Source organism: Bradyrhizobium sp. CB82 (genome assembly GCF_029714405.1).
In the GTDB taxonomy this organism is placed as follows: Bacteria; Pseudomonadota; Alphaproteobacteria; order Rhizobiales; family Xanthobacteraceae; genus Bradyrhizobium.
This window is the reverse complement of sequence record NZ_CP121650.1, coordinates 415,622-440,865: the sequence shown is the minus strand read 5'-3', so window position 1 is coordinate 440,865 and position 25,244 is coordinate 415,622. Positions and strand designations below refer to the sequence as shown.

23 protein-coding genes, 1 tRNA gene and 1 pseudogene are annotated in these 25,244 nt (G+C 61.6%); 12 read left to right on the top strand and 13 right to left on the bottom strand.

Annotated elements, in window-relative coordinates; translation table 11 throughout:
* The first annotated feature begins 94 nt into the window (after nt 1–94).
* The gene (locus tag QA640_RS02110; RefSeq protein WP_283039133.1) at nt 95–1,117 is read left to right on the top strand and encodes an LLM class flavin-dependent oxidoreductase; all 1,023 of its coding nucleotides are present in this window, start codon (nt 95–97) and stop codon (nt 1,115–1,117) included.
* Nucleotides 1,118–1,858: 741 nt separating this feature from the next.
* Here the strand turns inward: QA640_RS02110 and QA640_RS02105 are convergent.
* The 4 genes from QA640_RS02105 to QA640_RS02090 all read right to left on the bottom strand — a co-directional run bounded on the left by QA640_RS02105 (nt 1,859) and on the right by QA640_RS02090 (nt 5,722).
* Nucleotides 1,859–3,067: an MFS transporter gene (locus QA640_RS02105; RefSeq protein ID WP_283039132.1), complete on the bottom strand. Its 1,209-nt coding sequence runs from the start codon at nt 3,065–3,067 to the stop codon at nt 1,859–1,861.
* Between the two features lie 112 nt (nt 3,068–3,179).
* Entirely contained in the window at nt 3,180–3,662 is a 483-nt protein-coding gene (locus QA640_RS02100; RefSeq protein WP_283039131.1) for a cupin domain-containing protein, read from the bottom strand.
* 114 nt (nt 3,663–3,776) lie between these two features.
* Entirely contained in the window at nt 3,777–5,138 is a 1,362-nt protein-coding gene (locus tag QA640_RS02095) for an NAD(P)/FAD-dependent oxidoreductase (RefSeq protein ID WP_283039130.1), read from the bottom strand.
* An 89-nt stretch (nt 5,139–5,227) separates the two neighbouring features.
* Entirely contained in the window at nt 5,228–5,722 is a 495-nt protein-coding gene (locus tag QA640_RS02090) for a DUF302 domain-containing protein (protein WP_283039129.1), read from the bottom strand.
* Nucleotides 5,723–5,953: 231 nt separating this feature from the next.
* On the opposite strand from QA640_RS02090, the gene QA640_RS02085 reads away from it, so the two are divergent.
* Together QA640_RS02085 and QA640_RS02080 are read left to right on the top strand one after the other, a co-directional pair.
* A complete protein-coding gene (locus QA640_RS02085) occupies nt 5,954–6,235 on the top strand; it encodes a hypothetical protein (RefSeq protein WP_283039128.1) in 282 nt (93 codons plus the stop codon).
* A gap of 69 nt (nt 6,236–6,304) precedes the next feature.
* Nucleotides 6,305–7,027: a peroxiredoxin-like family protein gene (locus tag QA640_RS02080; protein WP_283039127.1), complete on the top strand. Its 723-nt coding sequence runs from the start codon at nt 6,305–6,307 to the stop codon at nt 7,025–7,027.
* A gap of 31 nt (nt 7,028–7,058) precedes the next feature.
* Here QA640_RS02080 and QA640_RS02075 read toward each other — a convergent pair.
* Nucleotides 7,059–7,947: pseudogene (locus tag QA640_RS02075) on the bottom strand (LysR family transcriptional regulator).
* A 191-nt stretch (nt 7,948–8,138) separates the two neighbouring features.
* Here QA640_RS02075 and QA640_RS02070 point away from each other — a divergent pair.
* The 3 genes from QA640_RS02070 (at nt 8,139) to QA640_RS02060 (ending at nt 10,516) form a co-directional block, all read left to right on the top strand.
* Nucleotides 8,139–8,963, top strand: coding sequence for a 3-hydroxybutyrate dehydrogenase (locus tag QA640_RS02070; RefSeq protein ID WP_283039126.1), 825 nt, complete (start codon nt 8,139–8,141; stop codon nt 8,961–8,963).
* A gap of 75 nt (nt 8,964–9,038) precedes the next feature.
* Nucleotides 9,039–10,184 (top strand): patatin-like phospholipase family protein, encoded by a 1,146-nt coding sequence (locus QA640_RS02065; protein WP_283043093.1) that lies wholly within the window; start codon nt 9,039–9,041, stop codon nt 10,182–10,184.
* Nucleotides 10,185–10,276: 92 nt separating this feature from the next.
* Complete coding sequence (locus tag QA640_RS02060) at nt 10,277–10,516, top strand: DUF2798 domain-containing protein (RefSeq protein WP_283039125.1); 240 nt, start codon at nt 10,277–10,279, stop codon at nt 10,514–10,516.
* Nucleotides 10,517–10,788: 272 nt separating this feature from the next.
* On the opposite strand, the gene QA640_RS02055 is transcribed toward QA640_RS02060, so the two are convergent.
* Complete coding sequence (locus QA640_RS02055; RefSeq protein ID WP_283039124.1) at nt 10,789–11,448, bottom strand: hypothetical protein; 660 nt, start codon at nt 11,446–11,448, stop codon at nt 10,789–10,791.
* Here QA640_RS02055 and QA640_RS02050 point away from each other — a divergent pair, their 5' ends adjacent.
* Entirely contained in the window at nt 11,449–14,007 is a 2,559-nt protein-coding gene (locus tag QA640_RS02050; RefSeq protein WP_283039123.1) for an AAA family ATPase, read from the top strand.
* Between the two features lie 66 nt (nt 14,008–14,073).
* Here QA640_RS02050 and QA640_RS02045 read toward each other — a convergent pair whose 3' ends face one another.
* The 4 genes from QA640_RS02045 to QA640_RS02030 are packed head-to-tail and all read right to left on the bottom strand — an operon-like array spanning nt 14,074 to nt 16,611.
* On the bottom strand, nt 14,074–14,586 hold the full coding sequence (locus tag QA640_RS02045) for a DoxX family protein (RefSeq protein WP_283039122.1): 513 nt from the start codon (nt 14,584–14,586) through the stop codon (nt 14,074–14,076).
* A complete protein-coding gene (locus tag QA640_RS02040) occupies nt 14,586–15,368 on the bottom strand; it encodes a DNA-binding domain-containing protein (protein WP_283039121.1) in 783 nt (260 codons plus the stop codon). Before QA640_RS02040 ends, QA640_RS02045 begins: the two co-directional genes overlap by 1 nt.
* The gene (locus QA640_RS02035) at nt 15,358–16,269 is read right to left on the bottom strand and encodes a DUF692 domain-containing protein (RefSeq protein ID WP_283039120.1); all 912 of its coding nucleotides are present in this window, start codon (nt 16,267–16,269) and stop codon (nt 15,358–15,360) included. The genes QA640_RS02040 and QA640_RS02035 overlap by 11 nt, the downstream gene beginning before the upstream one ends.
* Before the next feature lie 36 nt (nt 16,270–16,305).
* Nucleotides 16,306–16,611 carry a DUF2282 domain-containing protein gene (locus tag QA640_RS02030; RefSeq protein ID WP_283039119.1) on the bottom strand — a complete coding sequence of 102 codons (306 nt, stop codon included), beginning with the start codon at nt 16,609–16,611 and terminating at the stop codon, nt 16,306–16,308.
* A gap of 303 nt (nt 16,612–16,914) precedes the next feature.
* Between QA640_RS02030 and QA640_RS02025 the strand changes: the two genes are divergently transcribed.
* The gene (locus tag QA640_RS02025) at nt 16,915–19,029 is read left to right on the top strand and encodes an adenylate/guanylate cyclase domain-containing protein (RefSeq protein ID WP_283039118.1); all 2,115 of its coding nucleotides are present in this window, start codon (nt 16,915–16,917) and stop codon (nt 19,027–19,029) included.
* A 446-nt stretch (nt 19,030–19,475) separates the two neighbouring features.
* A complete protein-coding gene (locus QA640_RS02020; RefSeq protein ID WP_283039117.1) occupies nt 19,476–20,114 on the top strand; it encodes a protein phosphatase 2C domain-containing protein in 639 nt (212 codons plus the stop codon).
* 305 nt (nt 20,115–20,419) lie between these two features.
* Here QA640_RS02020 and QA640_RS02015 read toward each other — a convergent pair.
* Nucleotides 20,420–20,509, bottom strand: a tRNA-Ser gene (locus QA640_RS02015).
* 605 nt (nt 20,510–21,114) lie between these two features.
* The gene (locus QA640_RS02010; protein ID WP_283039116.1) at nt 21,115–22,269 is read right to left on the bottom strand and encodes an ROK family protein; all 1,155 of its coding nucleotides are present in this window, start codon (nt 22,267–22,269) and stop codon (nt 21,115–21,117) included.
* 331 nt (nt 22,270–22,600) lie between these two features.
* Between QA640_RS02010 and rplU the strand changes: the two genes are divergently transcribed.
* The 3 genes from rplU to QA640_RS01995 all read left to right on the top strand — a co-directional run bounded on the left by rplU (nt 22,601) and on the right by QA640_RS01995 (nt 24,084).
* A complete protein-coding gene (gene rplU / locus QA640_RS02005; protein WP_283039115.1) occupies nt 22,601–22,987 on the top strand; it encodes a 50S ribosomal protein L21 in 387 nt (128 codons plus the stop codon).
* Between the two features lie 102 nt (nt 22,988–23,089).
* A complete protein-coding gene (gene rpmA, locus QA640_RS02000; protein WP_283039114.1) occupies nt 23,090–23,359 on the top strand; it encodes a 50S ribosomal protein L27 in 270 nt (89 codons plus the stop codon).
* 131 nt (nt 23,360–23,490) lie between these two features.
* Nucleotides 23,491–24,084, top strand: a complete 594-nt coding sequence (locus QA640_RS01995; protein WP_283039113.1) for a GNAT family N-acetyltransferase — start codon at nt 23,491–23,493, stop codon at nt 24,082–24,084.
* Between the two features lie 84 nt (nt 24,085–24,168).
* Here QA640_RS01995 and QA640_RS01990 read toward each other — a convergent pair whose 3' ends face one another.
* Nucleotides 24,169–25,083 (bottom strand): DMT family transporter, encoded by a 915-nt coding sequence (locus QA640_RS01990; RefSeq protein WP_283039112.1) that lies wholly within the window; start codon nt 25,081–25,083, stop codon nt 24,169–24,171.
* Nucleotides 25,084–25,244 lie beyond the last annotated feature (161 nt).

Below are 25,244 nucleotides of genomic sequence, written 5' to 3'. Positions count from 1 at the left end.
CTCACGTGAATGTGCTTGCCAGCGCGAAGGATCCTCGATTCTTCGCCGTGATCGCATTGACGATCGCCAATCAATCCGGACATAGACTGACGGCATGAAAAGAATCGGCTTTCTCTCGTTCGGGCACTGGACGCCCTCGCCGCAATCGCAGACCCGCTCGGCCGCGGATACGCTGTTGCAATCCATCGAGCTCGCCGTCGCTGCCGAGGAACTGGGCGCGGACGGGGCCTATTTCCGCGTCCATCATTTCGCGCGCCAGCTTGCTTCGCCCTTTCCGCTGCTGGCGGCGGTCGGGGCGAGGACTGGCCGTATCGAGATCGGCACGGCAGTGATCGACATGCGCTACGAGAATCCGCTCTATATGGCGGAGGACGCTGGTAGCGCCGATCTGATCGCCGGTGGACGCCTGCAGCTCGGCATCAGCCGCGGCTCGCCGGAGCAGGTGATCGATGGCTGGCGCTATTTCGGCTATCAGCCGGCCGAGGGGCAGAGCGATGCCGACATGGGCCGGCGTCACGCCGAGATCTTCCTCGACCTCTTGCGCGGCGAGGGTTTTGCGAAACCCAATCCGCAGCCGATGTTTCCGAACCCGCCCGGCCTGCTGCGCCTCGAGCCACATTCGGAAGGCCTGCGCGAGCGCGTCTGGTGGGGCGCCGGATCGAACGCCACCGCCGTCTGGGCCGCCAGGCTTGGCATGAACCTGCAAAGCTCGACGCTGAAGAACGACGAGACCGGCGAAGCCTTCCACGTGCAGCAGGCCGCGCAGATTCGTGCCTACCGCGCCGCCTGGAAGGAGGCCGGCCATACCCGCGAGCCGCGCGTTTCGGTCAGCCGCAGCATTTTCGCGCTGATGGATGATCGCGACCGCGCCTATTTCGGACGCGGCGGCGAATCTGAGGACCAGATCGGATTCATCGACGCGCAGACGCGCGCGATCTTCGGCCGCAGCTATGCCGCCGAGCCGGACGTCCTGATCGAGCAGCTCCGCAACGACGAGGCCATCACTGAAGCCGACACGCTGCTGCTGACCATCCCCAACCAGTTGGGCGTCGCCTACTGCGCCCATGCGATCGAAGCGATTTTGAAGCACGTCGCGCCCGCGCTTGGGTGGCGCTGAGTCTCAGCTCCGATCCGGCTCGCCGGTCCAGCGATCGCGCCCCCCACGCCAGCCTCGGGCATCGCTAGTATTTCAAGCCGCGCTGGCTATCCTTTTCGAAGAGATCGACAGAACGCTGGCGCTCATTGGCTGTCCCGCGGCTTCTCGGTTGAACGAGTCATTCATCGCAGCGTCTGCGCACTTGCCCACGTGCCTTTGGTCGTCGGGCATGGCAACTTAGAACCACCCTAGGGGCTACACCAGAGACCTCTGGCGTGCATTAGGACCTGATCTTACGGGGCTTTCTCGACGTCGTTTTATTATGGCGGAGAGGGTGACAAAATTAGCGTATATCGCCCTTGTTCGCACGCGTTCGGCGAAATTCAAGAAACACCTGCGCAACTGGAGCGAACCGTACGCCCGACCTCACGCGGGTTCATCCCAATTCGCGTGCAATCTTCAGGCAAATATGGGCCGGAGTATGGGCGGTAACGTTCGACGGAAGGTGGGATTGACGGATAGAGCTGACCAGCGCGTTTACTTGAATGACTGTGGGATCGAAACGCTCTTTTTGTTGGCCGACTGCTTGGGCCAGCCGCGCCGCTTGACAAGGTCTTTCGTGTGAACGATCCGTATTCAGCTGTGGGCCCAACAGCCGACGCTAGGTCAAGCATCGGGGTTGTCGCGGACGGCCAGAAGGCGACCTCACCGAAATGATCGGTAACAGCGCAGCGACGGACACTCGGATCGAGCCAAAGTATATCATTGCTGTGGCGTCAACATCGCGGTGAGCAGCGCGGCCGCGAACAAAGAGCCGGTCACGCCGATCACACAGGCCATCCATCCAAAGGAATCGAATAGTCGGCCTAGAAGCGCGGTACCCACAAGCCCTCCAAAGAAATAGCAGGCAAGATACGTCCCACTGGCGATTCCCCGGTTCTCACTGGCGGCCTGGCCGACGAAGCCGGTCGCTGCTGCCTGCGCGAAGAACGTTCCGACGCCAACCAGTACCATTCCGGTGAGAACCAGCGGCAAATGCGACGTAAGCATCAGAGGGAGGCCTATCACGGCAACGCCAAGGGCGGCCCAGATCGTCAAGCGAGTCCCGAGCCACGCGGCGACCCTTCCGGCAAGCAGGGTCGTGAAAATCGACGGCAGAAAGACGAAGTAGACAAGGCCGAGGTCCATCATGCCGAGCGATAGTGGTGGCCGTACCAAAACGAAGTTCACGAATGTGAAGGTGCCGATAAAGGCGAACAGAATGCAGAAGCCGAGGCCGTAGGCTGCCCGTAGCCGAGGATTTCGCCAATGCGCGAGCATGGCGCTGAGCGGTGAGTCGATCGCCATCATCACCTGCATTGGTTGCACGCGATGTATGGAGAAGTAGACCAGGACGGCGCCGGCGAGATTCAAGGCCGCGAAGAAATAGAAGTTCCAGGCCAGGCCCAGACCGTCGGCAACTGCGGCGGAGACCAGCCGGCCAATCAGATTGCTGGCAACGTTGCCGGTGATGTAGGCGGCAAACGCACCGCCCGCGTCCATAGCGCTGCACTGCTCACCAAGGTAGGCAAGCGTCAGGGTAAATGCAGAAGCCATGCACAGACCCTGCGCGACGCGCAGTATTGTGAAGACGGTGATATTAGGTGCGATCGCAAGCAGACTTGTGGGGATCGCGAGTAGCGTCAGGCTTAGAAGAATACCGAGCCTTCGGTCGATATGCGGGCTGAAGAAGCCAACGACGAGACCTGCGATTGCCATTCCAAATGTGCTGGCATTGACCGCAAATCCCATAGCCGCCGGGGTCACGCCGTAGTGGCGCGTCAAGGAGGGGAGGATCGCTTGCGTTGCGAACAGGTCGACAACGGTCAAAAATGCGGTCAGTCCGATCACGAGCGAGCGAAGCACGACACCCGGCGAATGCTCGTGCATCTCCATCGCGGCCGGCTTCATGTGGGCGGACAAATCGGTCATTGCACGACGTCTCCTGGTGTTTGAAATGAGGATGTGACGCCCGGCGTGCGGGGCGGCACGGGGGATCCCGGGTCGTCACATCCGGTAACGAGGCTGGGGCTGGGAGCACTCGTTACATGTTGTGGTCGTGCGGATCCTTGCGGACGTCGCCGACATAGAGAATGACGGTTTCCTTGCCGAGGTTCTTCCACCAGTGCGAGGTGCCGAAAACTTCGGGGCGAAGATCGCCGGCCTTGTGCACGATCGGGTCGACGCAGTTGGAGGCGTATTCGACGATCTCGCCCTGCTGCACGAAGATCAAAGCCGGACGATCGTCATGACTGTGCCAGGGCACGATGCCGCCAGGCTCGATGGTCAGCTTGCGGAAGCGCAACTCGCGGTCCTTGATGTTGGCGGGCTGTTTTTCGAGGTTGATTGAGCCGAGCGTGACGTCGGTGACGCCGACCGGCATGTAGTCGACCATATGGCGTGCATTCGGCTTGATCTTGTCGGCCGGGCACTCGCCCGCGAATACGGGCTGCGTGGTGAGCGTGAGCGCGCCGAGGAGGGCGACGCCAGGCCAGACAACATGCGATAATTTGAAGTTCTTGAGCATAGTGAGGTCTCCTGTGTTGGCCGTAACCTCATTGGTCGCCGGCTATGGGAACAGCTTCGCCGAAGTTGAGCGCTCCTTGAAATGCCGTATGTCTTTTGAAACGATAGCGGGCCGCTATGCGTGCCCGAGCATGTGCTTGATGTCGGCTGAAAACGTCGGATAGGCGTAGACGTTGTCGCGCAGTTGCTTTGCGGTGATGCCGAACTTGACCGCGAGACCAAAGACGTTGATCAACTCCTGGCCGGCATGGCCGACGAAATGCGCGCCGAGGATTCGGTCTGTGGCGTGATCGACAATCACTTTCGACCAGGCGACGGTCTCGGCATATGATCGCGACGAGAACCAGTCGCGCATGTCGTTGACGTGAACGTCGACTGCAGAGCCAGTCTGCCGCGCCGCCTCCTCGGTGAGGCCGACTGCGGCCAGCGCCGGCACGGTGTAGACTGATGTCGCCATGCCCGTGTAGTCAGGCGCGTGTTTCGGTCCGTCGACGATGTTGCGGCCGACTATGTCGCCTTCATAGGTTGCAATCGGCGAAAGTTGGGCTGAGATCGGCACCGCATCGCCGCAGACGTGGACTCGAGGGTTTGAGGTCGAGCGCAGGTGGCGATCGATGGCGACCCGGCCATTTGCGTGCTCGACCTGACCTCTCGCCAGATCGAGCGAGCCGACATTGGCGATCCGGCCGGCGCCGTTGACGACACGATCGGCTTCGAGCGCCTGTTCGATGCCGCCGTGGGCGAAGATTACGCGAAACCGGCCGTCCGCCGGCTCGATCCGCTGGACGGCGACGCCGGTTCTGACTTTGATGCCGATGCGCTCGCTCTCGGCCTGCAGTTGCGCGACCGCGTCAACGTCCATCGCCGGCAGGAGCTGCGGCAGGGCTTCGAGAACCGCTACCGCGGAACCTGCGCGTGCATAGACATGGCCAAATTCCAGCGAGATCACGCCGCCGCCGATGAAGATCACGGATGCCGGCAGCTCGCGCTCGCTCAGCATCTCGTCCGAGGTGATCATGTGCTCGGCGCCAGGAATCGGCAGCGGTCGCGCCTTGGATCCGGTGGCGATCACGATGTGCTTAGCCTCGAGCACGCGATCTCCGACGCGGATGGCGTTGGGGCCGACGAAGGCACCCTGCCCCCTGATCACCTCGACGTCCCGGCGCGCCATCGCGAGGGCGAGATTAGCCGGAATATCCTTGATCATCGCCTTCTCACGGTCGATCAGCGCCGCCCAATCGAGCTGGGGATTGCCGACCGTGATGTGATGAGCGGACGCGCGCTCGATGTCGTGCAGTGCCTGGCCCGCTGCGACCAGAATCTTCTTCGGCGTGCAGCCGCGGTTGGGACAGGTGCCGCCAAGATCGCGGGGCTCGATCATCGCGACCGAGAGGCCGGCGCGGCGAACCGGGCCGGTCACACCGATGCCCGCGTTGCCGCCGCCCAGGATCACCACGTCGAATTTCTTGCTGGTCATGGGACGGCTCTCCAAGGCCGGATTAGAGCGTCGCTTGCGTGATCGGTCCGCGTCTTTCGATGCGGCCCGACGCCCGGGCATTTTCGCTGCTACTTGGTAGCGATGGTGGAGGTGATGGACTTGACAACCATGGTCGCCATCTTGAACTGCGCGTCGCGATTGCCGATTTTGTGGCGCTTGGCGATCCAGTCGAAATCTGTCCATACGGCCCAGACGTCGCCGTTGTCGTCCTGCGTGAGCAGCAGGCGGACCGGCCAGTCGAGCCCCGCGTTGGCATTGGCTGTGATGAACTGAGTGCCGAGCGGCGGATTACCGAAGATGAGCAGAGTTGAGGGCCGGAGCTTGATGCCGGCGTCAGCGGCAAGCTTCGACTGATCGACCTGCAGGAAAAATTTGATGCCCTTGGCGGCAATGTCCGCCTTGATGCGGCTGATCGCTTCCGACATCGGTACTGCGCTCTTCACGCGCACGATGCCATCATCGCTGTCGGCCCGCGCGACGGATGTCGCAGCCGAAAGCAAGAGGAACAACAGCAGAAGCGAGGTGGCGAGATTCGCAAGACGCAAAGTGATGTGACGGCCCATGGCATTTCCTCCGGTGGATGGCAGCTTTGGATTGCGGGAAGGATGCACGCCGCCCTCAAGAAGGTGAAATGCCGTCTGGCTCTTGAGGCGATAGCCCCACGCTATCGCGGCGCGATAGGCGGCGGCTATCAAACCGATTGGGCATCGGCATTTCCGTTCCCTTGTCATCGGGCGTTCGATGGCAGTGCGTCCGACTGTCGGGCGTCCAGGTCAAATCAGGAGGAGTATCCAATGACGACGCTGTCCAAGAGCCTCATCGCCGCGGGCGCATTTGTGATCGCCACGGCCGCATTCGCGCAGACACCCTGGGAATTGAAGTCTGGCATCGCCTACATCTACGGCAGGCCGGGCAAGATGTCGGCCATGGCAATGGCGTCAACTGAGAAGAACCATGAAGCGATGGTGAAAAATGCTAAAAAGGTCCCCGAGAACACGGTGTTCTTCATGGATAAGGGCTCGCTTTACTACACCTCTGGTAGGCTCGACCCGACTGGCAATTTTTACGTGAACTGATTGCAGCTCTTCTTGCGGGGCGGACGAAATGCAAAATAGTAGGCCTTAACTCTTGTGCCGGAGCTGAAGATGACGTCCCTTTCACCAGCCAATGCCGAACGGCTCAAACTTGCCTTCAAGCGCTGCCGTGACATGGAGGGCACGCTGAACGAGCAGCTTCGAGCCTATGCCGATGCCGGCCGCGAGATCTTTCCGGCCTATGGCCAGGCGGTCGATCGCCTTGTGGCAAGACTTGTCGAGAATGGCGGCGGCGAGAATGCGCCGCGCCCGGGCGAGGTGATGCCGCCGTTCATGTTGCCTGACGAGAATGGGCGGCTGGTCACGCTGCCGTCGCTGCTCGAGCGCGGCCCGGTGGCGGTCATGTTCTTTCGCGGCCATTGGTGCCCTTATTGCCGGCTGAACGTGCGGGCGGTGATCCAGGCGCAAGACCGTATCAAGGCGATGGGCGCGCACGTTGTTGCCATCATGCCGGAGACGCAGGAATTCACCGAGCAGCTCAAGGCCGATTCAGGTGCGCCGTTCCCAGTCCTGACCGATCTCGACAACGGCTACGCGCTGTCCCTGAATCTGGCGATCTGGCTGGGTACCGAGATCCAGGGGCTGCTTTCCTATCAGGACATGGCGCGCTTTCATGGCAATGATGGCTGGATGCTACCGATCCCCGCAGTGTTCGTCGTTGGGCGCGACGGCCTCGTGAAGGCGCGCTTCGTCGATCCCGACTTCCGCAAGCGCATGGAAATCGATGACTTGCTCAAAGCGCTGGAAAGCGCGAGCCGATTGACTTTGGGCTGACCTCGCTCTGCGGGCGGCAAAATCGGCCGAGCTATCCCGCGATCTCCCGCCAGTCGGCGCCGCGCAGCATTCGCATGACGGCGGACGCGACTGCGGTGCGCTGGCGCCCGGCAAACGCCATACAAATTGACGGTGCGGCGGGCGTCCAGTCCGGCAACGGCTGCGCGTTTGAGGCTTGCCGGGACAGGCGAGGTGTGCGGCACCATCGCCACCCCGATGTCGGCTTCGACGAGCTCGATCAGATCGCGCTCACTGGAAACTTCATGGCTGTGAACGACGTCGATGCCGTGCTCGCGCAGGTTCGCCAAGATCCGCTTGGAATGCTCGCAATAGGTTCGACTCAGCAATTGTTCTGAGCGCAGATCATCGAACTCGATATTGCCTCGCTCGGCCAGTCGGTGGCTCTTGCTGACCACGAGGTCGAAATCCTCGGTGAACAGCGGCCAGACATTGCCGCTCCCAGGCTTCATCGATCACGGCAGCGATGCCGAGTTCGGCTTCGCCCTTTTTCAGGAGTTCGCAGACCTCCCGGCCGGTGCCGCGCAGGAAGCGGAATTCGAGCCGGTTGAACTGCCGTTTGATCTGGTCGAGGTGAGGAATGAGCAGCGCAAGGTCGATCGAATGCGTCAATGCGACGCGCAGCGCACCGATCTCGCCGCTCTTGAACGACGAGGCGAGTGAGCGGGCGCCGGGCCGCCGCCTCATAGCATTGCTTGAGCAGTGGATGCATACGCTGACCGTGCTCGGTCAATTGGGCAGCCGGCCGCTCACGCCGAAACAGATCGCCGCCGAGCTCGGCTTCGAGCTGCTTGATCGCGCGGGTCAGCGAGGGCTGCGTCACATTGCATACTTCGGCGGCGCGTGTGAAGTTGAGGTACTGCGCCACCGCGAGGAAAATAGCGGACCTGGTGCATTTCCATGGATCGGCTCCCAGCAAGATCGTCCCGAAATCTAGCCGATCGGGGCCGCGAATGACATCCCAACCGCAATAGCGCCAGCGTATGGTTTCGGAAGCCAATGAGCATTTCCGCGAAGTCGGGAAATCCCTCAGAGTCCACGAAAGCCAAGGTCCGGTCGTGAGATCGGTAACCACCAACGAGAGGCTCGGATCATGAATATTTCGGTCAAATCGCAGGCTCCAACTGCTACGCGGACGCTGGTCGGCAAGGTGGCGCTGGTCACGGGCTCAACAAGCGGTATCGGGCTTGGCATCGCGCGGGAGCTGGCGGCTGCCGGTGCTGATATCGTGCTCAATGGCCTTGGCGCCCCAGAAGCAATTGGTCGGACACGCGAGCAGATTGCCGCGGAATTTGGCGTCAAGGCGAACTATTCGGCGGCCGATATGAGCAAGCCGAAGTCGATCGCCGAAATGATCGCGGCTACGGTCGCACAATCTGGCCGGCTTGATATCCTCGTCAACAATGCTGGGATCCAGCATGTTGCGCCGCTCGACCTGTTTCCAGTAGAAAAGTGGGACCAGATCCTCGCGATCAACTTGTCGTCCGCATTTCATACGACGCGTCTTGCACTGCCCGCGATGCGCCAGAATGGGTTCGGCAGGGTCATCAATATCGCTTCTGCGCATGCCTTGGTGGCATCCCCCTTCAAGGCAGCGTACGTCGCGGCCAAGCACGGCATCGTCGGTCTGACAAAGGTCACAGCGCTCGAGACCGCGGAAGAGGGTATCACCTGCAACGCAATCTGCCCGGGCTACGTCTATACTCCCCTCGTGGAAGCGCAGATCGATGGCCAAGCGAAAGCGCACGGCATTTCCCGTGATCAAGTCATTCGTGACGTGCTGCTCGCGCAGCAACCCAATAAGCGCTTTGCCACCGTTGAGGAGATCGGAACGCTTGCGGTGTTCCTGTCTACCGACGCGGCGGCTTCGATCACAGGCATCGCGCTTCCGGTCGACGGCGGCTGGACCGCCCATTGAGATGAAAAGGCGTAACAAAAGTCCAAAGCCTTGCGAAGAACGCTGAAGCGCTGGCAGGAGCGAAACATGGATGCGATGCAGGACAATTCGACCCAAGTCGCCAAGGTGAGGGATCTGCCGGGCCAGGTGGTGCTGGTGCTACAAGGGGGTGGAGCACTCGGCTCGTATCAGGCCGGCGTTTACCAGGCGCTCCACGAGGCCGGTATCGAGCCGGATTGGATCATCGGCACCTCAATCGGAGCCATCAATGCCAGCCTGATCGCGGGTAACAAGCCGCAGGACAGGTTGGCGCGGCTGAAGACCTTCTGGAAGCGGATGGAGCAGAATCCAATCTGGAATCTCCGGACGGCCTTTCCCGATTTCAACGACAAGCTCTCGTACTGGGCGACGGTTACCAACGGAATTCCGGGCTTCTTTCGTCCCAACCCGCTAGCTCATGCAGGGGACTCCTATCCGCTCGGTGCCGATCACGCGGGCTTCTATTCAACGGCGCCACTCGAGAAGACGCTGGGCGAACTCGTGGATTTCGATCTCCTCAATCGTTGCAAGCCGCGCCTCACCGTCGGCGCAGCCCACGTCCGTACCAGCCAGATGCGCTACTTCGACAGCCGCGATGGCGAACTGACGGTGAAGCACATCATGGCCTCCGGTGCGCTGCCGCCGGCATTTCCGGCCATACGGATCAATGGTGAACTCTATTGGGATGGCGGCATCCTCTCGAACACGCCGACGGAAGCGGTCTTTGACGACAACCCGCGCAAGGACTCCCTGATCTTCGCCGTGCATTTGTGGAATCCGGCCGGGCACGAGCCCACCACGATGGCCGAGGTGTTCAATCGGCATAAGGATGTGCAGTATTCCAGCCGGATCGCCAGCCAGATCGCGCGACAGCAGCAAGCGCACCGGCTGCGTCATGTCATCAATCAGCTTGCCGCCCGGCTGCCCGAGAGCGAGCGCACCGATCCCGCCGTCCGCGAGCTGATTGGCTATGGCTGCCGGACCCGCATGCACGTGGTCCGTCTTCTTGCGCCTCAGCTCGACCGCGAGACCCATACCAAGGACATCGATTTCAGCCCGAAAGGAATCATGCGACGGTGGGAGGCGGGCTACGCCCATACCAAGGCTGTGCTGGAGCGTGCGCCATGGAGAGGCGAGTTCGATCCTCTCACGGGTGTGGTCCTCCATGAGCAGCAGGAAATTATGCCGATGGCGGCAGAATGAGCAGCTAAGGCACCCTTTTGAGCATCCGCACGCATTGAAATCGTGCTGCGCACAAGTAGCATAGCCACCGTCCGATCGGTTTTGAGGGGCCTATGTTCGCAATTCCGCGCCGCTACAGTCACTTTGTCTTTGGCGTCATCCAGTCGGGATTGACCTCTCTCATTGCGGCAGGCATCGCAAGCTTTCCCGCGGTCGCAACCGGACATTTCATGTCGAATTGGCTGGCTTCCTGGCTCGTCTCCTGGGCCGTCATGTCACCCGTTGTTCTGCTTGCCGCACCGACGATACGATCGCTGTCCATGGTTCTCACGCGAGAGGAGTCCTTGGATTGATCAGAGCCCGATACGTCTGAGCTGAACTATCAGTTTCGGCCGGGGCGGCGTTCGATACTGGCGCCGACTGTAACGCAATGATGAGAAGAAGACAGCTCGGACGAATTTCCGCTTAGGTTCTCGCTCCGGCTGAGTTACCATCAGCCACGATATCGCAATCGAAGGATCCAAAGGTGCCGGAGCGCCCGATGGAAGTCGCCGATTGGCTCAGGACTTTGGGACTCGAGCAGTACGCGCCGCAGTTTTGCGACAATCACATTACTGCCGACCTGTTACCCAATTTGACGACCGACGATCTCAGGGATCTTGGTGTCACCTCGGTCGGACATCGGCGTCGCCTGCTCGACGCGATTGCGCTCTTGCGCGACGAGCCAGGTGCCGGCGCGCGTGCGAATACGGAGCCGCAGCCAGAAGAGCCGCACAAGACCGCTCCAAGCGAGCGGCGGCAGGTTACCGTGCTGTTTGCGGATCTCACGGGATATACCCGGCTGAGCAAGCTGCTTGATGCTGAGGATATCGAGGGCATTCTCACCGCATTCTTCGAAATTGCCGATGCTGCGATCATTGAGCACGGCGGCACCATCGACAAGCACATCGGTGACTGCGTCATGGCCGTGTTCGGCGCTCCGATAGCTCATGGCAATGATGCCGAGCGAGCGGTCCTCGCGGCACTGAGAATCCGCCACGCGATCCCGATGCTCGGAAAGCGGCTCGGCCGCGACATTGGCGTGCATGTAGGAGTCGCAAGCGGTGAGGTCCTGGCGAGTCAGGTGGGGAGCGCGCGTCACAAGGCCTACACCGTCACCGGCGAAAGCGTGAACTTGGCCTCGCGTCTGACAGATCACGCCCGAAGCGGCGAAGTGCTGCTGTCGTCCGCCGTCCATCGTGCGTTGCAGGACCGACTCGACTGTGTCGATCTTGGCGAGATTCACGTGAAAGGCTTCGCCGCGCCGGAGAGAGCCTGGCGGCTGTCGGGGACGAGGAACGTGCCGCTGGAGGGCCGCATCTTCGTGGGACGCGCGGCCGAGCTGGATCAGTTTGCAGCCGCGATGGCGGCTTGCCTTGAGGTCCGTCGCGGCCGCGTCGTCTACGTCCGCGGTGAAGCCGGGCTCGGCAAGACACGCCTCGTCGAGGAGTTTCAACACCGTGCGCGAATAGGCGGCTTCACCTGCCATGGCGGCTTGGTGCTCGACTTCGGCGCGCGAAGCGGGCGTGATGCGGTGGCCACTGTCATCCGCAGTATCGCCCTCGAAGGGGATGCCGAACAATCCGAATGCGTTGTCGGCCCCGATCGGGTCGGTGCGCTCGTCGAAGCCGGCCACATTGCCGCGGACCACGCGATCTTTCTCTATGATCTGCTCAACCTGCCCCCGCCGATTGGCTTGCACGCGCTGTACGACGCGATGGATATCGGCACACGGAGTCGCGGCGTCCTGGCCACGATCACGGAGGTTATCGCCTCGGCTGCCAAAGAGAAGCCCTTGCTGATCGTGATAGAGGACCTGCACTGGGCCGACGACGCGGTTCTCGCCCGGATTGCGGCTGTTGCAGAGGCGACGAGCGACTGTCCCCTGCTGGTCATCCTCACCTCGCGCAACGTCGGCGACCCCTCGACTCGCGGATGGCAGCCAGGTAGCCCGATCCTGACGATCGATCTCGCCCCGTTGCACCGTGAAGAGGCGCTGGCGCTCGCGCGCAACGTGTTCGGGCAGATGGGTCCCCTGGCCATGAGCTGCCTCGAGCGAGCAGCAGGCAATCCGTTGTTCCTGGAGCAGTTGCTGCGCAATGCGGAGGAGCATGCCGACGGTGCTGTTCCGGACTCAGTGCAGAGCCTGGTGCAGGCCCGCATGGATCGGCTCGCGCTGCGGGACAAGCAGGCCCTGCAGGCGGCATCCGTCTTCGGCCAGCGCTTCTCACTCGGCGAACTGCGCGCCCTGATCGAGGAACCGGTTTATGCGCCCCGCGTGCTCGTGGAGCATGCGCTGCTCCGACCGCATGGCGACGAGTTCCTATTCGGCCATGCCCTGATCAGGGACGCCGTCTATGCGACGCTGCTCCGCTCACGGCGGCGGGAGCTTCACAAGCGCGCCGCAGCATGGTTTGCGGAGCGGGATGTGATCCTTCATGCCCAGCACTTGGATCGCGCCGAGGATCCACGTGCGCCGCAGGCGTATCTGGCGGCTGCCCGCCACGAAGCCGCGCGATATCGCTATGAGCAGGCGCTTACGCTGGTCAGGCGTGGCGCCTCCCTGGCTCGGGAGCTGCCGGATCGCTTTGCGCTCGCCTGTTGCTGTGGTGAGTTGCTGCACGACATGGGCGAAGTCGCCGAGGCCCGCGCGGCCTATGAGGAGGCGCTGCAGCAGAGCCAGGACGATGCGGACCGCTGCCGCGCCTGGCTTGGGATTGCCGCCGTCAAGCGGGTGACCGACGAGGTTCATGAAGCCCTGGCGGATGTCGAACGGGCGGAGGGCATTGCAACCCGTTTGTCGATGCCCGGCGAGGCCGCTCGCGCACATTTCCTACACGGCAATCTCTTGTTTCCGCGCGGCGATGTGGAAGGCTGCCTCCGCGAGCACCGGCAGAGTCTGGCTCTCGCGCGAGAAGTGGGCTCGGCGGAGCTTGAGGCTGCAGCGCTCGGCGGACTCGGCGATGCAGAATACGCACGGGGCAGGATGCTGAGCGCACGCGACCATTTTGCCATCTGCATCTCACTGTCGCGCCATCATGGCTTTGGCCGGATCGAGGTCGCAAACCTTCCGATGTCCGCGTTCATGCGATATTTCGCGGGCGAGATGCGGGCTGCGCTCGCCGAAGCGCTCGCCGCGGTCGAGATGGGAGCCAAGGTTGGGCACCGCAGGGCGCAGACCATCGCGCACCACGCCGCCTACCACGCGCGTCATGCGCTCGGCGAATTCGCGGCCGCGCAGACCAATGTCGATGCGGCCCTGGATCTGGCCCGGCAGCTCAAGGCGCGACGCTTCGAGGCAGAGGCGCTGGCCTTTGGCGCTGAACTCCACCGCCTGGCCGGACGCCGAGATGAAGCCCATGCCGCCATTCGCGAGGCGCTCGCCATCAGCGCTGAAACTGGAATGGCCTATTTCGGACCCATCTACTACGGCATACTGGCTTTGATCGAGGAGGACGAAGCGCCTCGCAGGGCGGCTCTGTTGGACGGCGAAGCGCTGCTCTCCGACAACGTCGTCGCGCATAATCATCTGTTGTTTCGCAAGGACGCGGTCGAGGCTTCCATGATGCTCCACGACTGGAATGAAGCGGAACGTCATGCCGCGGCCCTCGAGGAGTTCGTCCGTCCGGAGCCGCTGCCCTGGACCGACTTCATCATCGCGCGAGCGCGCACCTTCGCGGCGATCGGTAGAGGGGATCGCAGCAAGCGGCTCGATCACGAATTGCAGCGTCTGCGGACCGATGGCGATCGGCTAGGGATTTGCCTTCCGAGTTTTTCGGAAGTGGTTGATCTTGCACTTGGCTGAAGCCGGTGGCCGGATCAGCTTGATTGCAAGCGTCTACCTTTACCTTAGCCTAACAACTGGAAGAGACTATTCCTCTGATGCTTGAACGATGCGGCCGGCCACATGGTCAATCGAGAAACGTCCGGGCCCCCAACACATAATGCCCAGCGCCATGGCCGCCCAGGTGAGGTGGATTGGCCAGCCGTGCGGCACCGTAAGCTCGACGATCACCGTCATGAACAACAAGCCGAGAGCCGCGAAACGGGTACCGAGACCAAGAATCAGCAGGACTGGAAAACAGATCTCCCCCAATCCGGACAGAAAGGCCATGACCGTCGGCACCGGGAAATGATAGGGTCCCCCGGGAAGATGCAACATGAACTCGTCGCTGAACAATGCAACCGCGGTATCATTGAGCTTGAGGAAGCCGCCCCATTTCAGAATGCCTGAACGCCAAAAGGGCACCGCCAAGGCCACGCGCGTGACCAACTGAACCAAGGACGGCGACGCAATGGATTGCACCAGCCGGTTGACCCTACCCGCGAGGTGCATCAGCGGCGCAAATCCTAAGGCGGGCGCCATCCGTTGCTGCGTAATCATCATTTGTCTCCAAAGCTTATCGAGGCGAATACGCCAGCCTCCATCATGCCGGCGAGGTTTGGCGCGATATCAAAGGAGTCAGTCTCGTTTTGGGCCTCTGCGACTGCCTCGCCCAACGTCCATCCCGAGATCAGCAACGAAATGAATTTCGCGCCTCCAGATGGAAGGCGCCGTACGACGACTTCAAAATCGGGTCGAGTGATCAACGCATCCTCTGGTATCGAGGCATCGATATTGCGGCTTTGCTGCGCTGCTTCGCGGCTGGCGGCAAAGATCGACACGGCCGAAAATTCTGACCTGACGATTCGCACCGCGGGATGTGCTTCAAACGTCACCGCTGCGAGCTGGTCATGTGGCACCGATGCAAGCGCGTCGATGGCGAGCGGGCGCATGTCCGCAGCGTGATACGCATCGAGCCACGCTCGCTCGATCCGCGCGACATCGGCAAGCCAGGGCATCGAACGCGCATACTCATACTGCTCGATGAAGGCCGGGAAATCGCGGCCATACTCGAACAGCAGGGGCGATATCGGCGGGGTGGCCCGGATATGAAAGCGAGCCATGGCGCGGAAGAAGTCCACGCCGGTGATACGCTGCACGGCCGGATAGACGGCCGCAAGCGCGTCAATCAGGCTCACCGTGACATTGTTACGATAGACATTGTAGCGCTTTGTCACCGCCTTGCCGCTCGGCCCAGTAACCCGGGACGGAGTCTGACGTGTCGGATCAAGCAGTCCCGACGCGAACGCCGCCGCGTGAGAAAGGTGAATTTCAAGCGGCACGACGGTCCCCCAACGATGCAATGCCTTGGTAGCGATCGAGGATCCCCTGCGCAGCAGCGGCTTCTGCCCTCAGGACGGGCCAGACCGGGATTTGGCTGTCCCACTCGATCAGCGTGGGGACCGGCCCAAGCCGCTTGATAACAATCTCGAACAGCTTCCAGACGGCATCGGCGACCGGTCCATCGTGGCTGTCGATCAGCAACGGGTCACCTTCGTCGTCGCTCTGCTCAGCGTGGCCGGCGAGGTGAATCTCGCCAACATGTACGAGCGGGAAGTCGGAGAGGTACTCGAGAGCCGAGAAGCCGTGATTGGTTGCGGAGATGAACACGTTATTGATGTCGAGCAACAGACCGCAGCCGGTACGTTTGACGACATTGTGGATGAAATCCGTCTCGCTCATCGTCGACTCCGCGAAGGCGAGATATGTCGACGGATTCTCAAGCAGGATGGGACGCCGGATTGTTTCCTGCACCTGGTCGATGTGGTCACAGACGTATCGGAGTGTCGCGTCCGTGTAGGGCAGTGGAAGCAGATCATTGAAGTAGGTGCTATCGTGCGTCGACCAGGCCAAATGCTCGGAAACCAGCGCTGGTTGATACCGGGCGACAAGGCCGCGAAACCGCGCAAGATGCGCCCGATCCAGCGGTTGGGGGCCGCCGATCGACATGCAGACCCCGTGCACGGAAAGCGGATGATCGCGACGTATCGTTTCGAGAGCCCGGTGCGGTGGACCGCCTGCGCCCATATAGTTCTCGGCGTGAACTTCGAAGAATCCACGCTGTTTGCCGTCGACGAGGATTGCGGGGAGGTGCTCCTGCTTGAAGCTGGTCCCCGCTCGCCCGCCAATCGGGAACGAGAAGCGAAGGGGCACCGCAGGCGGGGTAAGTGGTCTGATGGCCATGTGCTCCCTCCTTCTCTTGATCCGGTCTTTGGCTGATCAGACCGGCTTCAGTGAACCATGCTTCCCGTTCGGCAGCTCGATGTTGGTGCAGGTGCCGCCCTGGACGAACTTCCAGGCGTTGCCTTGGAAATCGACGGTGGAAGTGCCCTGGCACGTGGTGCCCGGTCCCGCCGCGCAATCGTTCTGACCTTTGAGCGCAACGCCGAAGCACTTCTCCTTTTTGGCGGCGATCGCGGCATCGGCTTCTGCCTTGGTCAGCGGGGCTGCCGCGGCAAGTGTGGCAAGCGCCGTGGAAACTGCGCCGGCAAGAACGAGCGAACTCACAACATGTTTCGTCGACATGAATTTCTCCTCTCGAGTGGTTGGTTCGGCTGCAAAGGTGAACGTTGTCTCTTCGGGCCGTTCGCAGCCTTTGTTACAGTCTGACCTGCTCACATGTCCGTGAGACCATCAGTGTGCTACGCAACGTGCGTTGCCCGTGGGCTCTGAATACTGGCGGGAGAGGTACCTATCCAATGCTTTGGCTCTATGGGCTTGTTAGCCAGCGGGCATTGGAGAGAACGGGCGATTGTTGCCAGAGGTAACGATCGAACGGCGCACTCGTATAGCCGTTCAGGCACCCTTAAGGCGGGAGCGGAAAACAGGATGGCCGTCGTTCCAATGAGAGATCGCCCTAAGCCGCATTCCTTCAATCTCAGGCTGAAACAGCTAACGATCAGCATCCGGCTTGCTGTTTCCGGCTTGGTATTGGCCGCAATTCTCCTGACCGCGGCCGGATCGAGCCTCTTGTGGTGGCGGACGGCCGAAGCCATCAGCCGTCAGCTCGCGAGCACGATCAACGGGCAGATCGTCGCCGCAGTGCGGAAAGAAGTGTCAGGGATCGTCGACGAAGCCCGCGCGGCCCATACGGCTATTCGGACGCTGTTCCTGCAGAACGTCCTGGATACGCGCGAGGCAGACAAACGGGAGTTCGTCTTTCTGTCGCAGTTGCAATCTCAGGCGACAATATCCTGGGCAGCCTTCGGTTGGCCCGACGGGTCATTTTTTGCCGCCCACAAGCTCGGCGACCGCCGTTTGGAGATGATGGAGATCTCGCTGACCGATCACCCCGGTCAGCGCCGGATCGACGAATATGATGTTGTCCCAGGCGACATCGAATTCGCAAACCGCCGGTTCGAGCCAACCAATTTTCACGTTGCCAACCAGACCTGGTTCAAGACAGGCATCAAGGCTGATGAGCCGGAGTGGTTCAAGGTGATCGACTACCCAACGGGACAACGTCCCTCGATCGCCTTTGCCGGGCCGATTGACGTGTACCAGGAGCGTCAGGGCGTTCTCGCTATCGTCATCGAATATACGAGACTGGCGCGTTTCTTGTCCCAGCTAGAGGTGGGGCGCACGGGCGCGGCATTTATCTTTGATGGCTCTGGCGAGCTTGTAGCCGCGCCAGACAATGAAGCCGACGAATTGCATCCCGTCCGCGGCGAGCAGCGCCTGTTGCCTGTTGCCCGACTGGCGTTCACTACTGCCGGAGAAGAAGGTCGCCGGGACGTCTGGCGCAGCCGAATTACCGCAGGCGCGGCTTACGAGGTCGCGCTCACGCCATTGCCGTTTCCTGGATGGTCCCTCGCCACGGTAATCCCTGAAGCCGAATTCCTCGGGCCTGTCGAGACCGCACTCCGTCGATTGATCATCAGTCTGGGCTTGGGCGCAACCGTTGCCGCGCTGCTGTCAGCGCTACTGGCTCGTACTGTCGTTGCTGCTCCTCTTGCCCGTGTGGTCGGTGAGCTCCGCCACGTCGAGAGCTTTGCACTCGAACAGGTCCGTCGCTATCCATCTCGCCTGAAGGAGATCGCGAGCCTCTCCAGCGCGATCGCCGAGATGGCGAGCGGCTTGTCTGCGTTTCGAAAATTTATACCCGCCGACCTGGTCCGCCTGCTGCTTCGCCAGGGCGTCGAAGCAAAACCGGGCGGCTCAATTCAAGAGCTAACTGTGATGTTTATCGACATCGCCGGATTCACCGGACTGTCGGAGCGCATGGGTGATCGTATCGTTCCGCTTCTATCGAAATACCTCGACGTTCTTTCAGAAGTCATCGTGGCCAACGGAGGCACAATCGACAAATACATCGGCGACGCCGTCATGGCATTTTGGGGAGCTCCAACGGCCCAACCCGATCATGCTCTGCTGTGCTGCCAAGCGGCGCTTGCCTGCCGCAAGGCGATCGAAGAAGCAAAATTGATAGACGATCAGGGGCATCCGCTGCAAATCCGTATCGGCATCAATTCGGGCCGCATGCTGGTCGGCAATATCGGTTCCGAACTGCGGCTGAACTACACGGTGATTGGCGATGCAGTTAACGTGGCGAGCCGACTAGAGAGTGCGAACAAGAGCTACGGCACTCGCATTCTCATCGGCGAAGCCACCCACTGTCTTGTGAGTGCCTCTATGATCACGCGTGAGGTCGACAAGATCGCGGTTTATGGCCGCGAAGAGGGCCTTTCCGTCTACGAACTGATCCAGGATGCACGAGACAAAGCCGCAAAGGAAAGCGCTTGCTCCTGGATTACGCGATATCAGGACGCACTGGAAAAGTACCGCAATCGTGAGTTTTTGAGCGCCCTTCGCGGTTTTGAGGACCTCTTGCGAGAGCGCCCGCACGATGGGCCTGCTGAGGTGATGCGAGCCCGCTGTAGTGAGCTGTCGCGAACGGGGCTTGGCGAATCTTGGCAGCCGGTCACCACGCTGACATCGAAGTAGGAAAACTGTGCGCTTCTATGCCGACCAATCTCGCCGCCATAGACGCACTGCATCGGCACTAGAGCAATACAGCATTTCCGAATTGACTCGCGCTCCAGCAGGATTGTGCTCTCCTGATCAGCAGGACAGCACAACTCTTGGAGGAATCGATGAAGAACTATGCTCTTTTGCTGCTCGCCGGTTTGGCAGCTATCAGCTTCCATTCGCAAGCATTCGCGGATGGTTTCAGGTATGCTGGGTCGCCCAAGCTTGGCGCGTACTACGTCAGGACCAATACACATGGTTCTGGCGCTACCTGGACTGACACAAGAGCCGAGCTGCCTCGAATGCCATCCTCCCAGATCCGCGGCGGGATTGGACTGCGGACACCCTGAAGCGACGGCGTTCGTGCGCGGACGCCTTTATGCCTTGACAAGGGCGGCATCATCCGCCCGGATTGTCTGAATATGCCAAGCTGGACCATCGCTGCGTTCACCCATCGCGGTCGCGTGCGTCCGAACAACGAGGACGCTATCGCGATCGACAACCGTGTCCTCACCGGCGACATGGACGTGCCGATAATCATGTCGTCACCGAACGATTGCTGCCTCCTGATGATCGCGGACGGCATGGGTGGCCACGCGCACGGCGCGATGGCCAGCCGTGCTGTCCTCGATTATCTGGTTGCTGCGATTGATCGGCTTTCAAATCCCGCCTCCTGTGCTGAGGTGGTCGAGGAAGCTAATCGATACCTCTACGAACTCATGCTGGAGCACGAGGAAGCGCTCGGCATGGGTTCGACGCTCGTGGGAGCGGTTCTGACGGCCGGTCAACTACTCACATTCAACATTGGCGACAGCCGCTGCTATCTGCTCAGCGGGGGCCAATTGGTGCAGCTCAGCCACGACGATGTACCCGAAGGCGAGAGCAGTCACTTCGGTCACCGCCGGTCCCATGCCCTCACTCAGGCCTTGGGCGGCTCTTCATTTCCTATCGCGGTCGAACCTCACATCTCCGTCGACCCGCCGCTTGCTCCCGGAGAGACCCTGCTCCTGTGCAGCGATGGCCTCACCGACATAGTCACCAGTGAGATCAGTCACCAGTGAGATCAGTCACCAGTGAGATCAGTCACCAGTGAGATCATCGGGAGCACCTCGAGAAGGGCCAACGATCCTCTCCAGGTCACGCGTAAGCTCGCCGCGAAGGCCTTCAGCGGCGGCGCGCGAGACAACATCTCCCTGGTGGTGGCACGCTGTTCAGATACCCCCGACGCCTCGCAAAGGTAACCGTATCGCTCGAACACGCACGCCCAAGGCAGTGATTCCGCCCCATCGGAAGTATGGGCCGGGATATGGGCCGCTCAACAGCCAGCTTCAGGAAGCGCTGAAAAATAAGAGCTTTTCGGCCTATATGGCGGAGAGGGAGGGATTCGAACCCCCGATAGGCTTGCACCTATGCCGCATTTCGAGTGCGGTGCATTCAACCACTCTGCCACCTCTCCTGAAGGCGCCAAATCGGGGGTAGCCCCGGGCGGTCGGGGCGTGTTCTAGGCGAGGATGACGGGCCAGACAAGGCGCGGCGGAGGAAAATCCAGTGCCTCGTGGTGGCGGCAAAGAGGAACGAGCGGCCGACCCCGGGCCGATGGCCGGTTTTCGTGCAGATTCGTTCGCCGCCATCGGAGCGCGCGGAGCCTGACTGCCTCAGTTCGAGACGGGGGTGCCGAGCAGGGCGACAGCCGTCAGTACGACCGGCAGCGTTCCCAGGACGATGACCGCGATACGAAACACCAGATCGTTCCCCATGCGGTAATACTAGACCGGGGAGAACGGGTGCAAAGTGCAGTTTGTGCCAAAACTTCCCGAATCCGGCGGGGCGCAACCGAGCCCTGCGCGAATCACGCTGGTTGGGAAGCGACGGGGCCGGCATGGCGGCGCCAAAGGCGGGACCGCCAGACGCGGTAAAACACTGGCGGTCCCGTTGCCGCTCATTGAGATGCAGGCCGAGAAGGGCGGCTTCGCCGGCCGGCGTGAGGCGACGGATGCAACTATAGCGAGTGTGCGACACACCTCGCAACGCAATCCGTTCCTTAACCTTAACCGCTCAGGGTTACTCCTTGTCGTTCTGCCTGTCTTCCTTGTTGTTCTCCTTGGCCTTCTTCTTCCCGTTGTCCGCAGAGGAACGGTCCTTGCCGTTGCCGCCCTCCTTGCGGCGGTTGGTGAAGCGCGCATTCCCAAGGCCTGTGCCGATCGTGAGCACGCCCCAGCGCTCGACATCCTGCATGAAGGGCACCTCCGAGAGGCCCTGGACGACGCCGTCATTGTGCATCACGATCGCGGTGTCGTGCCCGCCGATCTCGGGGATGCCCGCGATCAGGCTGGCCGGCAGGTTGAACTTGCTGCTCTCCCAATTGCCCGGCAGGTTCTGCGCGCCCTTCTCGATCGAGCCGTCCGCGTTGATCACGCCGGGACAGGCAATGCCGATGAAGGGCGCAAGCTTGAAGCCTTCGGCCTCGGCGTCCTCGATCAGGCCTTCGAGCATCTTGACCAGCCGTTTCACTGCGGCCTCGCGGCTCGGCTCACCATCGGCATGGCGCCATAGATCGGATTTGAAGACCACCGCCTTGGACAGATCGGGCGCTTTCTTCCAGCGCGTCTCGACGATGCCACAGCGGATGTTGGTGCCGCCGATGTCGACCGCGAGGATGCTGTCATAAGCCTCGAAGATCCAGGACGGCGCGAGATGCAGGGCTCCGATCAGGCCGGCATCATCCGGATCGAAGCGGATCGGCACCAGGTCGACCTTGAAGCCTTCCGATTTGAGAATGATCTCGGCCCGGGCGATGGCAATTTCGCCGAGCCGGCTGGCGCGAAAGCCGCCACCGACCACGATGCACTCGGTCTTGGCCCAGGCCTTGGTCTTGAGGAACCGCCGCGTGACGTAAGCGAGCTCCTGGGCGAAATCCTCGATCGCGCTGTGCACGACGGCCGTGGCCTCGGTATCGTCGCCGATCAGGACCGCATCGAGGGCCTTCTTGCTGATCTTGTCGGATGGCTCGTCGCCGAAGGGATCCTCGCCGCTCTTGCGCAGCGGCTTGCGCCACTCTTCGAGAATGTCGCGAAACGCACCCTTGCTGGCGCGGTCGCCGAGGAAGCCATCATCGTCCTTGATCTCGATGTTGAAGCTGTCGACATCGACCGACGGCAGGCGGCTCGCCCCGTGCTGGGCGATGCCCGTCGTCTTGACCAGTTCGTCTGTTGCCATGGGAGCCCTTGCCCGCATATCTGTTCCGGCCGGGACAACTGCGGGGGAACCGGTTTGTTGCAAAGCCGGTCGAGATTCGGCCGAAGGCCGCCAGCGCGGCCAAATCCTTCAAATCCGGGCCGTTTTCAGCGGTTTTCCTTGACTTGCGGCGGATGGCCGCTATAAGTCCCGCAGCCGGCGCGGGGCGTTTCTCGCGCCGCTCGTTTTTGCGTGGGTTTTCAATGGGATTCCTCCCGCCCGCGCGAAACTTAAGAAAACCCATAGCGACTGACAAAAAGCCGACCCGGACGATGCTCGTCCCGAGGCCGGGATTGAACACGGAGAAAGAACGATGTTCGCAGTCATCAAAACCGGCGGCAAGCAATACCGCGTCGTGCCGGATGATGTTCTCGAAGTAGGCAAGATCGCCGGCGAAGTCGGCACGATCGTGCAGCTGAGTGAAGTTCTGGTGGTCGGCGGCGACACGCCGGTCCTGGGTGCCCCGACGGTTGCCGGCGCGTCCGTGGCGGTCGAGGTGCTCGACCACAAGCGCGGGCCGAAGGTCATCGCGTTCAAGAAGCGCCGCCGCAAGAATTCGCGCCGCAAGCGCGGCTATCGCGACGAGATCACCGTGCTCCGCGTCACCGAGATCCTGACCGACAACGCCAAGCCCACCAAGGGCCCGCGCCCGAAGAAGGAGAAGGTGGCCAAGGAGTCGGTAAAGGAAGCCGCCGAATAACGACATTTGATCACGCCAATTCACGAATTGATGCGTGAGAAAAAGTGAAATGATTCCGTCAAGGAATTGATCTAGAGATACGCAGGATTTCGGAGACGAGCCATGGCTCACAAAAAAGCAGGCGGTTCATCGCGCAACGGACGCGATTCGAAGGGCAAGCGCCTCGGCATCAAGGTGTTCGGCGGGGAGCATGTGATTCCCGGCAATATCATCGCGCGTCAGCGCGGCACCACCTGGCATCCCGGCCTTAATGTGGGCATGGGCACTGACCACACTCTGTTCGCCAAGGTGGAAGGCCGCGTTGCGTTCCAGGCCAAAGCCAACGGCCGCACGCTGGTATCGGTGCTTCCGGTCGTAGAGGCGGCTGAATAATACGGTGGATCAAATCTGGAGTCCGCCGGGTCCTGACCAAACCGGCGGAGTCCTAAGATCAAGGCTCCAGGGGAGGCGGGAAACCGGCCTCCCCTTTTCGTTTTGACTTTAAGTCTTTGACGGAGCCGGACATGTTGCAGGACTTTTCGAGCACGACCTTGCGCGAAGCGAGGCCGAACGTCGTCGCCACCGAGCGGCTGACCTTGCGCAAGCCGACACTCGCCGACGTCAAGGCGATCGCCCGCCTCGCCAACGACCGCCGCATCGCCGAGAACACGCGCCGCCTGCCGCATCCCTATTCGCACGACGACGCCGTGGAATTCATCCGCGCCACCGCCGAGCTCGGCAACGAGACCGTGTTCCTGATCGAGCATGACAATGCGCCCGTCGGCATGATCGGCATCGACTGTTCGACGCCCGATAGCGCCGAGCTCGGCTATTGGCTCGGCGTCGAGCATTGGGGCAAGGGCTTCGCCACCGAGGCTGCGCGCGGGGCGATCGACTTCTTCTTCGAGGAGTTTTCCGAGGATCATCTCTATGCGGGTGCGCGCGTCACCAATCCGGCCTCGCGCAACGTGCTGGAAAAGTGCGGCTTCCAGTGGAGCGGCGTCCAGCTGCATCGCTTCTACGCGCTGGGATCCTCGACCCCCGTCGACTGCTTCCGCCTGTCGCGCGGCGTGTGGTCCTCGCTGAAGAGCTGGAGCAGCGCGCGGCGGGTCAGATAGGCACGGCGTCGCCGCAACAACGGCCGTCGTCCCGGGGCGCGCGAAGCGCGAGTCCGGGACGACAGCAGATTTGTGGCGCCGCTCTTACACGGGCGGATTCACCTGGTCATCCTGCCGTCCCAGATCCCGCTCACGCAGATAGATGTAGAAGCCGGCTCCGATGATGATGGCGGCGCCGATGATGGTGGCGATCTGCGGCACGTCGCCGAACACGATGAAGCCGAAGATCACGGCCCAGACGATCATCGAATATTGATAGGGCACCACAACGCTCGCCGGCGCGAGCTTGAGCGAACGGTTGACGCACAGAAGCGCCGCCACCGAAGTGCAGCCGGACAGCACAAACAGCACGAGGCTGCCCGCGCTGGGCGGCACCCAATGAAACATGGAGAGGCCGAGCCCGAGCAGGAACGTTCCGCCGAACTGCGAGGAGGCCATCACGATGTCGGGAGTGGCGCGCAGCGAACGCGTGACCAGCATCAGCGTCGCAAACGACAGGCTGCCGCCGAGCGCAATCAGCGCCGGCAGGCTCACCGTCTGCGCCGACGGCCGCAAGGCGATCAGGACGCCGGAAAAGCCGATCAGGATCGCGGTCCAGCGCCGCCAGCCGACCTGCTCGCCCAAGACGATCGCGGATAGCGCGGTGACGAAGATCGGACCTGCCAGATAATAGGTGATGACGTCGGCGAGCGGCAGATAGACGGTCGCGAGGAAGAAGGCCGCCACCTCCAGCGTCGAGAGCACCACGCGGAAGAGTTGCAACCAAGGCCGCTCCAGATGAATGAATTCGTGACGCTGCCGCCAGATCGTTGGTGCCAGCACGAGCAAGGCCGCGCAGGCGCGCAGAAACAGAAGCTGCCCTACCGAATAGGTCGCGACGATGAACTTGCCCATGGCATCGCCGAACGAGAACATGAAGATCGACAGCACCATCAGCAAAATGCCGGCCAACCGCGCCGAGCGTTCGTCATAGGCCGAGAGTTTCTTGAAGATAGGCATTGCTGTCGTTCGTGGAGACTCCTCATTGCGAGGAACAAAAGCGACTTCAGCAATCCAGACTGCTTTCGCGGAGACAGACTGGATTGCTTCGCTTCGCTCGCAATGACGGGCGGAAGGAGCGTCAGAAACCGGCGAATAGATTCGCTTGCGGTCGTTTTAAT